This is a genomic window from Aminobacter sp. AP02, assembly GCF_003148805.1.
Classification (GTDB): Bacteria; Pseudomonadota; Alphaproteobacteria; order Rhizobiales; family Rhizobiaceae; genus Aminobacter.
This window is the reverse complement of the sequence record NZ_QGGX01000009.1, coordinates 47437-61113: the sequence shown is the minus strand read 5'-3', so window position 1 is coordinate 61113 and position 13677 is coordinate 47437. Positions and strand designations below refer to the sequence as shown.

General features: G+C 61.7%; 12 protein-coding genes. 9 read left to right on the top strand and 3 right to left on the bottom strand.

What is annotated here, in order from left to right; all coding sequences use genetic code 11:
- Positions 1 to 5: 5 nt before the first annotated feature.
- The 5 genes from C8K44_RS13295 (at position 6) to C8K44_RS13275 (ending at position 4826) form a co-directional block, all read left to right on the top strand.
- Entirely contained in the window at positions 6 to 632 is a 627-nt protein-coding gene (locus C8K44_RS13295; RefSeq protein ID WP_245417470.1) for a GNAT family N-acetyltransferase, read from the top strand.
- Between the two features lie 114 nt (positions 633 to 746).
- Positions 747 to 2012, top strand: coding sequence for a DUF445 family protein (locus C8K44_RS13290; RefSeq protein ID WP_245417479.1), 1266 nt, complete (start codon positions 747 to 749; stop codon positions 2010 to 2012).
- A gap of 70 nt (positions 2013 to 2082) precedes the next feature.
- On the top strand, positions 2083 to 2514 hold the full coding sequence (gene phaP / locus C8K44_RS13285; protein WP_109576278.1) for a TIGR01841 family phasin: 432 nt from the start codon (positions 2083 to 2085) through the stop codon (positions 2512 to 2514).
- A gap of 230 nt (positions 2515 to 2744) precedes the next feature.
- Complete coding sequence (locus C8K44_RS13280; RefSeq protein ID WP_109576277.1) at positions 2745 to 4253, top strand: ATP-binding protein; 1509 nt, start codon at positions 2745 to 2747, stop codon at positions 4251 to 4253.
- A gap of 87 nt (positions 4254 to 4340) precedes the next feature.
- Entirely contained in the window at positions 4341 to 4826 is a 486-nt protein-coding gene (locus tag C8K44_RS13275; RefSeq protein ID WP_109576276.1) for a MaoC family dehydratase, read from the top strand.
- Positions 4827 to 4847: 21 nt separating this feature from the next.
- Here C8K44_RS13275 and C8K44_RS13270 read toward each other — a convergent pair whose 3' ends face one another.
- Positions 4848 to 5546, bottom strand: a complete 699-nt coding sequence (locus tag C8K44_RS13270; protein WP_109576275.1) for a fumarylacetoacetate hydrolase family protein — start codon at positions 5544 to 5546, stop codon at positions 4848 to 4850.
- Between the two features lie 270 nt (positions 5547 to 5816).
- On the opposite strand from C8K44_RS13270, the gene C8K44_RS13260 reads away from it, so the two are divergent.
- The 4 genes from C8K44_RS13260 to C8K44_RS13245 all read left to right on the top strand — a co-directional run bounded on the left by C8K44_RS13260 (position 5817) and on the right by C8K44_RS13245 (position 10899).
- Positions 5817 to 6317 carry a (2Fe-2S)-binding protein gene (locus C8K44_RS13260; protein WP_109576273.1) on the top strand — a complete coding sequence of 167 codons (501 nt, stop codon included), beginning with the start codon at positions 5817 to 5819 and terminating at the stop codon, positions 6315 to 6317.
- Between the two features lie 125 nt (positions 6318 to 6442).
- Positions 6443 to 8794: a xanthine dehydrogenase family protein molybdopterin-binding subunit gene (locus tag C8K44_RS13255; RefSeq protein ID WP_109576272.1), complete on the top strand. Its 2352-nt coding sequence runs from the start codon at positions 6443 to 6445 to the stop codon at positions 8792 to 8794.
- Between the two features lie 12 nt (positions 8795 to 8806).
- Complete coding sequence (locus C8K44_RS13250; RefSeq protein ID WP_109576271.1) at positions 8807 to 9604, top strand: xanthine dehydrogenase family protein subunit M; 798 nt, start codon at positions 8807 to 8809, stop codon at positions 9602 to 9604.
- Positions 9605 to 9756: 152 nt separating this feature from the next.
- Positions 9757 to 10899 (top strand): alpha-hydroxy acid oxidase, encoded by a 1143-nt coding sequence (locus C8K44_RS13245; protein ID WP_109576270.1) that lies wholly within the window; start codon positions 9757 to 9759, stop codon positions 10897 to 10899.
- 113 nt (positions 10900 to 11012) lie between these two features.
- Here C8K44_RS13245 and C8K44_RS13240 read toward each other — a convergent pair whose 3' ends face one another.
- Entirely contained in the window at positions 11013 to 11978 is a 966-nt protein-coding gene (locus C8K44_RS13240; protein ID WP_109576269.1) for a methionyl-tRNA formyltransferase, read from the bottom strand.
- 114 nt (positions 11979 to 12092) lie between these two features.
- Positions 12093 to 13547, bottom strand: coding sequence for an aldehyde dehydrogenase family protein (locus tag C8K44_RS13235; protein WP_109576268.1), 1455 nt, complete (start codon positions 13545 to 13547; stop codon positions 12093 to 12095).
- Between the last annotated feature and the right edge of the window lie 130 nt (positions 13548 to 13677).

Here is a 13677-nt window from a genome sequence, read left to right as displayed (position 1 = left end):
CTGCGTTGCACAATATTGCCGATGTCGGGAGTCGAAGACTCTGGGGAGGAACCCAAGAGGACTGCGACATGGAACAGATCAAATATGCTCAACGGCCATTGACGGGTGTGATCCGCCAGTTGCGACCGTCCGATCTGCCCCGCTTTGCCGAGCACCTCCTCCGATTGGACGCCCAAAGCCGGCGTGACCGCTTCAACGGCCTGACCGATGGCGATTTCCTCAGGTCCTACGCCGAACGCAGCTTTCGCGAAGGTGTGACCGTGATTGGTTATGTCGAGGGAAACAAGGTCTTGGCCGCGGCCGAGTTGCACGAGCAAGCCGAAGAGAGCGCGCCGACTGCGGAAATCGCATTCAGTGTCGAACGCCAGCTGCAGCATCGCGGGATCGGCGGTCGCTTGTTCCAGCGCCTGGTCGCCCAGGCGCGGGGGCTGGGCTATCTCAGACTTCAAGTGACCACCCACTCAAACAACGCGGCCATGAAGGCGCTTGCCCGTCGCTTCAACGCCAAGCTCAGCTTCGAATATGGCGAGACCAATGGTGTGATCGACCTCGAAACGGACGAAACTGCCGAACTCGAGTGGGCCCCCGCCAAGCTTGCGGTGTCACATGCAGCCAGGGCGATTGCCGCCTGAAACCGCATTTCGAATTGAAGCCGCGCATGGCATTGCCGATATAGTCCCTGCGACGAACAGGGAAGGCGACCGATGTCCACACCGCAGAGCCAAGCCTTGCCGGCAGGCGCAAACATGGCTTTCGGCAGCGGCGACGCCGAAAAACTTGCGGCCCTGCGGCGGACCAAGTTCATTGCCACAACCGCACTGGTAGTTTGCGTTGCGGTCTTCTTGACCGCGAAATCACTTCAGGCCTACTGGCCCTGGCTCGGCTTCGTCGCTGCTTTCGCCGAAGCCGCTACCATCGGCGGGCTGGCCGACTGGTATGCGGTCGTCGCCCTGTTCAAGCGGCCCCTTGGTCTGCCGATCCCGCACACTGCGATCATCCCGGCCAACCAGAACCGCATCGCCGAGAATCTCGGGCGCTTCATCGAGTCCAATTTCCTGGCGCCCGAGCCGGTGCGCCACAAGCTCAATGAAGTGGATTTTGCCGCACTCGTTGCCGACTGGCTGTCGGACAAAAGCAGGGCGGAGGGCCTATCGCGTTTCGTCGGCCGGCTTGTGCCGCAGATGCTGCAGGCGATCGAAGGCTCGGGCCTGCGTGAGTTCGCCACCCGCCGCATGCTCGATCGCATCGGCAAGGTCGAGGTCGCGCCGCTGGCGGCCGAACTATTGTCGGCTTTCACTGACGACCGCCGGCATCAGCGTCTGCTGGACGAATTCACCAAGATCATCGGCAATTTTCTGAGCGACGAGCAGGCGCTTGCCTTGCTGCGCGAAAAGATCAGGGAGGAACTGCCGTCGGTGTTCAACCTGTTCCGCGCCGACGCTTATCTGCTCAAGCGTATCGTTTCGTCTGCGGCGACGTTGCTGGAAGAGGTCAGGGCCGACCCCGACCATCCGCTGCGCGGCGAGTTCGACCGCTTCGTTCACGGCTTCATCGACCAGTTGCGCCATTCCCCCGATTACGCTCAGCGTGCCGAACAGCTGAAGCGTAACTTCCTGGCCCGCCCGGAACTGCGCGGATTGGCGCAAGATGTCTGGAAGAGCATGCGCGGTTTCATCGAGCAGGACGTCGCATCGGCTGACTCCATGACGCGAAAGCACCTGACCAACCTTTTCCTAGAGGTTGGCCAGAATTTGGCGCGCGATCCCAAGATCCGCGCCGACATGAATGCCGGTTTCGTGGTGGCACTTGCGTCTTTCGTCGAGAGCCAGAAGAGCGGCGTGTCCAGCTTCATCGCCGAACAGGTCAAGCGCTGGGACCTCGGCCAGTTGACCCGGCTGATGGAGATCAATATCGGCCGCGACCTGCAATATATTCGCTTCAACGGCATGCTGATCGGCGGACTTGCGGGCCTTGCGCTCTATTCAGCCGAGTTGCTGTTGCTGGCGAATTGACCATGCCGGCTGCTGCTCTATTCTGGCCTTGCGACCTCCGGGAAGGCCCGGAGCCAAACGGGAGCGAGCCATGGCCAAGAAACCCGAACCTGAAACTTTCACCGACATGTTTTCCAAGTTTGGCCGCGATCTGAAGATGCCGGCGGTGGATGTAGACGCCATCGTCAGCCATCACCGTAAAAACCTCGAAGCGCTGGAAAAATCGATCAAGGCAGGCGCGTCGGGCGCGTCGTCGCTGGTGGCCAAGCAGCGCGAGATGATCCAGGGCGCATTGCATGAAATCACCGAAGCGGCCCAAGGTATGCGCGCTCCCGGAAATCCACAGGAACTGCTCACCAAGCAGGCCGATTTCGCCAGGCGCTCGTTCGAGGCGGCCCTCAAGAATGCCGGCGAGGTAGCTCAAATCGTGCGCAAATCGGGCACGGAATCGGTCGAGATCCTGCGCGAGCGCATCCGTGAATCGATGCAGGAAATTCGCGACAGCTACGACAAGAAGAGCTGATTTCCTGGCCGCATGCTGACGCTGCGGCAGATGCACCTCTCTTGTGGGTTTCGCCATACGGGCCGCGCATTGCCGGCATTGAGGTGATAAGCAGAACGATCACCACTGGAGCGCTGTGCGTCCATTCGGGCGCTTAAAGGCGCTAAAACACTTTGGATCTGAGTATTGTGCCTTCCGGGAATCGACAGCGATTCGCGAAGTGGTGCGGCAGGATTCAACTGGGGAAGAGGATGAAGGTAGGCATCGAGATGGGAGCGGCGTCCGGCGGGACGAAGGCTCAACTTGATCTCGAAGAGCTTTTGGCGACCCGTTTGCTGGTTCAAGGCAATTCGGGCTCGGGGAAGTCGCACCTGCTGCGACGGCTGCTCGAGCAGAGCGCGCCTTGGGTGCAGCAATGCGTCATCGATCCGGAGGGCGATTTTGTCACGCTGGCCGACCGTTTCGGCCATGTCGTGGTCGATGCCCAGCGCACCGAAGCGGAGCTTACGCGCATCGCCGGCCGTATCCGCCAGCATCGCGTTTCCGTCGTGCTCAATCTCGAAGGCCTCGATGTCGAGCAGCAGATGCGGGGTGCCGCGGCCTTCCTGAATGGCATGTTCGATGCCGAGCGCGATTTCTGGTATCCGGTGCTCGTAGTCGTTGACGAGGCGCAGCTCTTTGCGCCGTCGGTGGCCGGCGAAGTCTCCGATGAAGCTCGCAAGATCTCGCTTGGCGCCATGACCAATCTGATGTGCCGTGGCCGCAAGCGCGGTCTGGCCGGGGTCATTGCCACCCAACGTCTGGCCAAGCTCGCCAAGAACGTGGCGGCTGAAGCATCCAATTTCCTGATGGGCCGTACCTTCCTCGACATCGACATGGCCCGCGCCGCCGACCTGCTCGGCATGGAGCGGCGCCAGGCAGAGATGTTCCGTGACCTGGCGCGCGGCAACTTCATTGCGCTCGGACCGGCCATGTCGCGCCGGCCGTTGCCTGTGGCCATCGGCCCGGTGGAAACATCCGCGCGCTCGGTCAGCCCCAAGCTGATGCCGTTGCCTGATGCCAATGACGACACACGCGACCTGATTTTCGCACCGGCGCCTCTGGAGACACGCCAGACCGTGCGGCGGCACGTGCCGCCCACGCCGACGCCGACAGCTGACATTATCGCTCAGCTGTCCCAGGTGCGCGCCGAGGCATCGGCGCCCGTCGCCGAACCGATATTTCCACTGTTCGACGAAGCCGAGCGCGAGGCGCTTATCGACACGATCGTGCGCGAGATGGTCGAGGATCCGGACGCTGCGTTCCGCACCGATGCCGTGCTCTACCAGGATTTTCTTGTCCGCTGCCGCATCAAGCGCATGCAGGGCGAGCCGCCGCCGCTTTCCACCTTCCGCCGCCGCTATGCCGTGGCTCGCTCGGGTATCGATGACGAGACGGCGTCGAGCGACACCTGGCAGCAGGCGCTTGGCATGTCCGCAGCACTTCCCGAGGACTTGCAGGCGGTTTTCCTGATCGTCGCTCAGGCGGCCGTGAAGGGCGCGCCTTGTCCGTCGGACGCAGCAATCGCACACGCCTATGGCAGTCATTCGGCACGCCGGGCACGGCGCCTGCTGACCTACTTTGAGGAGCAGGGGCTGGTGGTCGTGCGCACCGACTTCCACGGCAAGCGCTCGGTGGCATTTCCCGAACTCGGCTGCGAAACCGCGCCCGGCGATCCCGAGAGGACGGACGATCTGGTCGAGCGCGAGGCTGCAGAATAGCGGCGATCTGACCGAGAAGGTTGACAAACACGCGCGGTCTATGGTCCCCAAGATCGCAAGGCGCTATCAGGCGCAGGGGAGACAACCGTGGCAAAGCCAATCGAGACTTATGAGGAACTGCGCACCAAGGTCGGCCAGGAACTCGGCGTTTCCGACTGGGTGGTTGTTGATCAGAGCCGCATCGACGGTTTTGCTGAATCCACCGGCGACCGTCAGTGGATACACGTCGATCCGGAGCGTGCCCGGCGCCAGAGCCCGTTTCGTACGACAATCGCGCATGGCTTCCTGACGTTGTCGTTGATCGGTGCGTTCATCCAGGACATGGGGGTTATCCCGGTAAACACCCAGGCCGCCTTCAACTACGGGCTGGACAAGGTGCGCTTCGTGACCCCGGTCAAGGTGGGCTCGCGTGTGCGCATGCGCTCGTTCCTCATCTCGATGGAGGAAAGGGGCCCGAGGCAATATCTGCTGAAGGGTGAAAACACCATCGAGATTGAAGGCGAGGACAAGCCCGCGCTCGTCGCCGAGACGCTGATCATGCTCTATGAGAAGCGCAGCAAGGCGACGGCCTGAGCCGTCGCCAATCGTTGCCTGCTAACGCGCTGCGCCGATTGTGATGTCGATCTCGCCAACGCCGTCCACCCCGCCGGTGATCCTGTCGCCTGACTTAACCGCGCCCACGCCGGCCGGCGTGCCGGAATAGATCAGGTCGCCAGCCTTCAGTTCCACCGACTGGCTGCAAACGGCAATCACTTCAGGAATCGACCAGATCAGTTCGGTGAGGTCGCCCTGCTGTCTGGTTTCCCCGTTGACGGCAAGCCAGATGCGGCCTTTTGCCGGATGACCAACTTCTGATGCGGGTACAAGCGGCCCGCATGGCGCCGACAGGTCGAAGCCTTTTGCCCAGTCCCATGGCCGGCCCATTTTCTTTGCCACGTCCTGCAAGTCGCGACGGGTAAAGTCGATGCCGACGCCATAACCCCAAACGTGATCGAGCGCGTTCGCTACGTCGATGTCAGAGCCACCGCGGCCAACGGCAACGACCAACTCGATCTCGTGGTGGAGGTCTTGGGTCAGCGGCGGGTAGGGGATTGTAGTGCCACTGTCGACGACAGCGTCGGCGGGCTTGCCGAAGAAGAAGGGGGGCTCACGGTCAGGGTCGTTGCCCATCTCGCGCGCGTGCGCCGCATAATTGCGGCCGACGCAGAAGATGCGCCGGACGGGGAACCGCTCGCTTGAGCCTGAAACCGCAACCGAGGCACGCTCGGGCGGGGTGATGACGAAAGTGGCCAGGGTAGCCTCCCATGAAATTGATCAGCGCTTTTGACATGATCCGTCCGGGCATTCCACTTCCATTCACCGTGCGGAAGCGGGTTTGGGCGGGTCCCGGCAAGATGTTCCAGGTCGAATCGACCCTTGCCGGGCATCATTTCTGCGCTGGTCTGCACGCATTGCGTGTCTGGATCCAAAAAGGCGCTTGCAGCCTGCATTCGCCGGGATAGGATTTGCTCACCTGACGGGGCGGGGCATGCCTGGCCGGTCGCGGCAACAGTGGGAGGTTTCATGTCAGAGGTTACTTTGGTCGTGAATGGCCGAAAGGTTAGTGGCGCGGTGGAGGACCGCACGCTTCTAGTACATTTCCTGCGAGAGAATTTGAACCTGACCGGCACGCATGTCGGTTGTGACACGTCGCAATGCGGCGCTTGTGTCGTCCATGTCGACGGCAAGGCCGTGAAGTCCTGCACGATGCTTGCGGTCCAGGCTTCTGGATCGACCGTGACGACCATCGAAGGCCTCGCCAACGGCGCTGACCTGCATCCCGTGCAAGCCGCTTTCAAGGAAAATCACGGCCTGCAGTGCGGATTTTGCACGCCGGGCATGATCATGACTGCAACTGACATGATCCGCCGGCATCCCGACGGACTCGACGAAGCCACCGTGCGCGCGGAACTCGAAGGCAACATCTGCCGCTGCACGGGCTACCACAATATCGTCAAGGCGATCCTCGCCGCTTCAAAGACGATGTCGAAGGCGTCCAAGAGCAAGGCGAACAAGGCTGCGTGAGGCAAGGAGCGAAAAGGGAATAGTGAGTAGCGAGTAGGGGGCATTGCCCGCTGTCGTCGTTACCTCTCCCTCTATTCGCTACTCACTACTCGCTATTCGCTTCTTCAGGTTCGGGAGGAATTCAGATGGGAATGGAAGGCGTTGGCGCACGGGTTGCGCGCAAGGAAGACAAGAGATTCATCACCGGCTCGGGGCGCTATGTCGACGACATGGTCGTGCCTGGAATGAAGCACGCTGCATTCGTACGCAGCCCGCACGCCCATGCCGACATCAAGAAGATCGACGTCAAGAAGGCCGAAGCCATGCCGGGTGTCATCGGTGTGCTCACCGGCAAGCAACTCAAGGCTGATGGCATCGGCAATCTGATCTGCGGCTGGATGATCCATTCCAAGGATGGGTCCCCAATGAAGATGGGCGCCTGGTCGCCGCTTGCTGTCGATCGTGTGCGCTATGTCGGCGACGCCGTCGTCGTGGTGGTGGCCGATACCAAGGGCCAGGCGCGCGATGCGGCCGAAGCCGTCGAGATCACCTACAAGGAACGCAAGTCGGTGGCGGATGCTGTGGAAGCGCTCGGCAAGGGCGCTCCGCAGCTTCATCCGGAAGCGGAAGGCAACCTGATCTTCGACTGGGGCATCGGCGACGCCGCAAAAACCGAAGCGGCGCTCAAGACTGCGGCACACATTACTCGCGTCAACATCGTCAACAATCGCCTGGTTCCGAATGCGATGGAGCCGCGCGCCGCCCTTGGGCATTACGACAACGCCGAGGACCACTACACCTGCTGGACCACTTCGCAGAACCCCCATGTGGCACGGCTGGTGATGAGCGCGTTCTACAATGTCGCGCCGGAAAACAAGCTGCGCGTCATCGCTCCTGATGTCGGCGGCGGCTTTGGCTCGAAAATCTATATCTATCCCGAAGAGATCGTCTGCCTGTGGGCCTCAAAGCGGACCGGCGTGCCGGTCAAATGGGTGGCTGATCGTACCGAAAGCTTCCTCACCGACGCCCATGGTCGCGACCATCACACCACCGTCGAGATGGGCTTCGACAAGAACAACAAGATCGTCGGGCTGAAAGTCGACACCATCGCCAATCTTGGCGCCTACATGTCGCTGTTTTCCTCGGCGACACCGACCTATCTCTACGCCACGCTGTTGTCGGGCCAGTACGATATTCCGACGATCTACGGCAATGTGCGCACGGTCTACACCAACACGGCACCTGTCGACGCCTACCGCGGGGCGGGGCGGCCCGAGGCCACCTACGTCGTGGAGCGCACGATGGAGATCGCCGCGCGTGAGCTGGGGGTCTCGCCAGCCGAGCTCAGGCGTACCAACTTCGTCACTTCCTTCCCGCACCAGACGCCCGTCATCATGTGCTACGACGCCGGCGATTATGGCGCCTCTCTCGACGCCGCGATGAAGCAGGCCGACTATGCCGGCTTTGCCAAGCGCAAGGCGGCCGCAGCCAAGAAAGGCAAGCTGCGGGGCATCGGCATGAGCTGTTACATCGAGGCCTGCGGCATCGCACCTTCGGCGGCTGTCGGTTCGCTCGGTGCCGGCGTGGGCCTTTGGGAGTCGGCTGAAGTGCGCGTCAACGCGGTCGGCACCATCGAGGTTCTGACCGGTTCGCACAGCCATGGCCAAGGCCATGAAACGACCTTTGCGCAACTGGTCAACTCCCGTTTCGGCGTGCCGCTCGACTCGGTGTCGATCGTGCATGGCGACACAGACAAGGTGCAGATGGGCATGGGCACTTACGGCTCCCGCTCGGGCGCCGTCGGCATGTCGGCTATCGTCAAGGCGCTCGACAAGGTCGAGGCCAAAGCCAAGAAGATCGCCGCCCACCTGCTTGAAGCCGACGAGGGCGACATCGTCATTGAAAACGGTCAGCTCAAGGTTGCCGGCACCGACAAGAACGTGCCTTGGTTCCAGATGGCTCTCGCCGCCTACACCGCCCACAACCTGCCGCAAGGCATGGAGCCGGGGCTTAAGGAAACTGCGTTCTACGATCCGTCAAACTTCACGTTCCCGGCGGGCTGCTATATCTGCGAAGTCGAAATCGATCCGGAGACCGGCAAGACCGACATCGTGCAATTCGTCGCCGCCGACGATTTCGGCAACATCATCAACCCGATGATCGTTGAAGGTCAGGTGCATGGCGGCATCGCTCAAGGCGTTGGCCAGGCACTGCTCGAAGGGGCCGTCTATGACGCCAGCGGCCAGCTTCTGACGGCAAGCTACATGGACTACACCATGCCGCGCGCCGACGATCTGCCCTCGTTCCAGGTCTCGACTTCCAACACGCCTTGTCCGGGCAATCCACTTGGCATGAAGGGCTGTGGCGAGGCAGGTGCCATCGGCTCGCCGCCGGCGGTCATCAACGCCATCACCGATGCGCTCGGTCACGAAAACCTGACCATGCCCGCAACGCCTCAGAAAGTCTGGGCTGCGTTGCGCGCCGGCACGAAACACTGAGGAGGACGCAAGATGTATTCCGTCAACTATCATCGCGCCACCTCGGTCGCGGACGCCGTCAAGAAGATCAAGTCAGGTGACGCCAAGTTCCTTGCCGGTGGCATGACGCTGATCCCGGCGATGAAAACGCGGCTCGCCGCACCGTCGGATCTGGTCGACCTGGGCCACATTGCCGAACTCAAGGGCATCAAGGTGTCGGGCAAGACCGTTACCATCGGTGCCACCACGACGCATTTCGACGTTGCCAATGATGAGAAGCTGAAGAAGGTCTGCCCGGCGCTGACGCATCTGGCCAGCCTTATCGGAGATCCGGCCGTACGCCATCGCGGCACGATCGGGGGCTCTATAGCCAATAACGATCCGGCTGCCGATTATCCCTCGGCAATGCTGGCGCTTGGGGCGACCATTGTCACCAACAAGCGAGAGCTTGCGGCTGACAAGTTCTTCAAGGGGCTTTTCGAAACGGCACTCAAGGACGACGAGATCGTTACAGCGGTTACATTCACCGCACCGGCCAAGGCGGGTTATGCCAAATTCCCCAATCCCGCGTCACGCTACGCCATGACAGGCGTATTCGTTACCAAGGGCAAGGACGGCGTGCGCGCGGCGGTGACCGGGGCAGGCGATGACGGCGTGTTCCGCTCCAAGGAGATCGAGGCCGCGCTGACCAAGAAGTTCGAGGCGTCAGCTCTGGAAGGTGTTTCGGTGCCCTCCAAGAACCTGATGGGCGACATCCATGCGTCGCCGGAATATCGGGCCAATCTCGTGGTCGTGATGGCCAAGCGCGCCGTTGCGGCAGCTAACGCCTGAGCGAATTGCATCCGCAATTCCGGGAAGGGGCCTTCGGGCCCTTTTCCTTTTGAAGTTGTTTAGCCGATGGTTGGCCTTGGCAACTCCGCCTCAGGGGGCTTACATGCCGCGCGCGGGCTTGGAACAGCAATGAGAATGTGGAGCAGACCTGAATGGCGCGTCCGATAACCTCGATCGCCGATCTTCGTGCAATCGCCAAGCGGCGCGTGCCACGCATGTTCTACGACTATTGCGATTCCGGCGCCTGGACCGAAAGCACCTATAGAGAGAACGAAAGCGATTTCGTGCCAATCAAGCTGCGCCAGCGCGTCGCCGTAGACCTGCGCAACCGCACGCTTGAAACAACGATGATAGGCGAGAAGGTGTCGATGCCGGTGGCGATCGCGCCGACTGGCCTGACCGGCATGCAGCATGCCGACGGCGAGATACTCGCCGCGCGCGCCGCCGAAAAGGCCGGCATTCCGTTCACGCTGTCGACCATGAGTATCTGCTCGATCGAGGACGTTGCAGAGAACACGTCCAAGCCTTTCTGGTTCCAGCTCTATGTCATGAAGGATCGCGATTTCGTTTCGCGGCTGATCCAGCGCGCCAAGGCGGCGAAATGTTCGGCGCTGGTACTGACGCTCGACCTGCAGATCCTCGGCCAGCGGCACAAGGACATCATCAACGGTCTGTCGACGCCGCCGCGGATGACGATCCCCAACATCATCAACTTGGCAACCAAGCCGCGCTGGTGCTTCAACATGCTGCGTACCAACCGGCGCACATTCCGCAACATCGCCGGCCACGCCAAGGGCGTCACCGACCTGCGCTCGCTGTCGTCGTGGACGGCGGAGCAGTTCGACCCTGCGCTGAGCTGGGACGACGTGAAGTGGATCAAGGACCAGTGGGGCGGCAAGCTCATTCTCAAGGGCATCCTCGATCCCGAGGACGCGCAGAAGGCGGCGGCAAGTGGTGCCGACGCGCTCATCGTCTCCAACCATGGTGGCCGCCAGCTCGACGGTGCCGTTTCATCGATCTCGGCGCTGCCTGCAATCGTCGATGCTGTAGGCGATCGCATCGAAGTTCTGATGGATGGCGGTATCCGTTCCGGGCAGGATGTGCTCAAGGCCGTCGCCCTCGGGGCCAAGGGCGTGTTCATCGGCCGCTCGTTCCTTTATGGCCTCGGCGCCGGGGGCGAGGCGGGCGTGACCACCTGTCTCGACATCATCCGCAAGGAACTCGATATCACCATGGCCTTCTGTGGCCTACGCGACATCAAGGATGTCGATGGGCGAATTATCGCCAGGCGGTAACGGCGCGCCTTTCCAGCGAGAGGATGAAAGACTTGCTGGACCGCTAAAAGCCGCCGATGGCTCGGCGGCTTTTGCGGGAGGATGGCAGCCTTGCGGCTGACCGACGAAATCTGTCAGGAAACTGCTTCGGCCACCTTGGCCACCACCGGTGCCTCAAGCTTCATACCCGGCTTCAGCCCGAAAGCATTGGCAAACGCCGCACCCGAAAGCTTCTGGCCTGCTTCGGTGCGAACCTTGAAGATCTCCACAGAGCCGCCCTGTACCGAAATGCTGATACTGCGCTCGCCGACCGCGCTGACTTCGCCTGGCTTGCCCACGACGTCGCCGAAGCGGCGGACCAGGTGCTTGCGCGCCTCGAACAGCCGCACCTTCGTGCCATTGACCGAGGCCCAGGCGCCGGGCGCCGGGTCACAGCCGCGGATGAGATTGTGGATCACATCGACGTGGGCGTGCCAGTTGATCCTGGCTTCCGCATCCTTGCACCAGCCTTCGTACGAGGCTTTGCTCTCATCCTGTTCAGTCTCATTGTGTTTTCCAGCAACGACGAGGTCCGCAGCCTCAAGCATGGCATCGACGCCGAGCGGAAACAGCCAGTCGAAATAGACGCTGCCGAGCGTGTCGTCGGGACCGATGTCCACGGTCTTTTGCAGGATGACCGGGCCCTCGTCGAGGCCATCGGTCGGGCGGAAAATGGTGAGGCCGGTTCGGGTGTCGCCCTTGATCACCGGCCAGTTGATCGAGCTTGGTCCGCGATATCGAGGCAACAACGAGGGGTGGTACTGGATGGTGCCGTGCCTGGGAATGTTGACAAAGTCCTGCGGCGCGAACTGCAGCACATAAGCCATGACTGCGAGATCGACGTCGAGCTTGCGCAGGGCCGTTTCGGCGGCTTCGCCCTTGAGGCTCGGCAGCTGAAACACCTTCAGTCCTGCTTTTTCCGCAGCAAGCCGCAGCGGATCGGGCCTGGCGCCTTCTTTTTCCGGGGCGCAAAACACGCCGGCGACCTCATCGCCACGTGCCAAGAATGCCTCGAGTACACTTTGTCCGAACGCCTGCTGTCCAATGATCGCAATCCGCATGGTCCTGTTCTCCTCCAGATCTAGGTAAAGCGGCCCAGCGTGCCCAGCCACGCTGGGCCACGGGTCTGTTCAGTGACTGTTTGGGTTGTGCTTCCCCTCAGGCGGGGTGTGTTTTCAACGGCCGGTGTTGATCCACACGACCTTTGGCTCGGTGAAATTCTCGATAGCCATATCGCCGTGCTCGCGGCCGAAACCGGAGTCGCGGGCGCCGCCCCAGGGCAATCTGATATCCGTCGGGCCGTATGTGTTGACCCACACGGTGCCCGCCTTCAGCCGCCGCGTGAAGCGGTGGGCGCGGCCGATATCTGCGGTCCACACGCCTGCAGCGAGGCTGTAGACCGTGCCGTTGGCAATGCGCAGTGCATCCTCGTCGTCCTTGAACTTGATGACGGTGGCAACTGGGCCGAAGATTTCTTCCTGCGAAATACGCATCTCATGTTCGACGCCGGCAAAGACTGTCGGCTGAACATAGTAACCGACGTCGCCATGGCGACTGCCGCCGGTGACCAGGGTGGCGCCTTCTTGTCTGCCGATCTCAATATAGTCGAGCACGCGCTTCATCTGGACTTCCGAAACCAGCGGACCCATGGCCGTCGAGGTTTCGCGCGGATCGCCTATGCGGGTCGAGTTCGCACGTGCCGCTAGGCGCTCGACGACCTCGTCATAGACGGATTCATGGGCAAGGATTCGCGAACCCGCAGAGCAGACCTGGCCGGTGTTGAAGAAGATGCCGGCACCGGCTGCCTTCACGGCGGCGTCCAGGTCGGCATCGGGGAAGATGATGTTGGCCGATTTGCCGCCGAGTTCCAGCGTCACGCGCTTCAGATTGCCGGCAGCACCGCGCAAAATCTGCCGTCCAACCACCGGCGAGCCTGTGAACGTGACCTTGTCGATGTCCGGGTGGTCGACGATCGCCTGGCCGGCGATCTTGCCGAAGCCCGGAACGACATTGAGCGTGCCGGCGGGGAAACCGGCTTCGAGGGCCAGTTCACCTATCCGCAGCGCCGTCAGCGGGGTGATTTCCGCTGGCTTCAGTACCACTGTACAGCCGCAAGCCAGCGCGGGCGCGATCTTCCACATGCCGATCATCAGCGGAAAGTTCCATGGGATGATGGCGCCGACGACACCGAGCGGCTCACGTACGGTGTAGGTCAGCGCGTCCTGGCGGGCGGGGATGACCTGGCCGTTTATTTTGTCGGCCATGCCGGCGTAGTAGACCAGAGTATCGATGACAGCCGGCAGGTCCTGGCGGCGGATAGCTGAAACCGGCTTGCCGCTGTCGAGGCTTTCCAGGTTGACCAGTTCGTCTTCGTTCTGGCGGATCAATTCTGCGAGCTTGAGCAAGAGCAGGCCACGCTCGCTGGCGCGCATGCGTCCCCAATCACCTTCGAAGGCAGCGCGGGCGGAACGCACGGCGGCGTCGACATCGGCTGCATCGGCCTCGGCTATCTTGGCGATGACTTCGCCTGTGGACGGGTCAAGCGTATCGAAAGTGCGACCGGACAAAGCATCGACGCGACGACCATCGATAAGCAGCTTCTGTGTCCAGTCGGAAAAAGCATACGCCATGGGTTTCCTCCGTATATGAATTGCAGTTCATATATCTCCAGGCCACCGCCGTTCCCTTTGGCATGTGGTGGAGACTGCAATCAGCGTAGGAAAGTTATTTCCCCGTGGGAATAGGATATTTGTTGCCTAT

What these genes read in the sequence shown, in the direction of transcription:
- C8K44_RS13290 (WP_245417479.1), top strand. Translation starts at nt 747, where the DNA reads ATGGCTTTCGGCAGCGGCGACGCCGAAAAACTTGCGGCCCTGCGGCGG.
- phaP (WP_109576278.1), top strand. Translation starts at nt 2,083, where the DNA reads ATGGCCAAGAAACCCGAACCTGAAACTTTCACCGACATGTTTTCCAAG.
- C8K44_RS13280 (WP_109576277.1), top strand. Translation starts at nt 2,745, where the DNA reads ATGAAGGTAGGCATCGAGATGGGAGCGGCGTCCGGCGGGACGAAGGCT.
- C8K44_RS13260 (WP_109576273.1), top strand. Translation starts at nt 5,817, where the DNA reads ATGTCAGAGGTTACTTTGGTCGTGAATGGCCGAAAGGTTAGTGGCGCG.
- C8K44_RS13255 (WP_109576272.1), top strand. Translation starts at nt 6,443, where the DNA reads ATGGGAATGGAAGGCGTTGGCGCACGGGTTGCGCGCAAGGAAGACAAG.
- C8K44_RS13250 (WP_109576271.1), top strand. Translation starts at nt 8,807, where the DNA reads ATGTATTCCGTCAACTATCATCGCGCCACCTCGGTCGCGGACGCCGTC.
- C8K44_RS13245 (WP_109576270.1), top strand. Translation starts at nt 9,757, where the DNA reads ATGGCGCGTCCGATAACCTCGATCGCCGATCTTCGTGCAATCGCCAAG.
- C8K44_RS13240 (WP_109576269.1), bottom strand. Translation starts at nt 11,978, where the DNA reads ATGCGGATTGCGATCATTGGACAGCAGGCGTTCGGACAAAGTGTACTC.
- C8K44_RS13235 (WP_109576268.1), bottom strand. Translation starts at nt 13,547, where the DNA reads ATGGCGTATGCTTTTTCCGACTGGACACAGAAGCTGCTTATCGATGGT.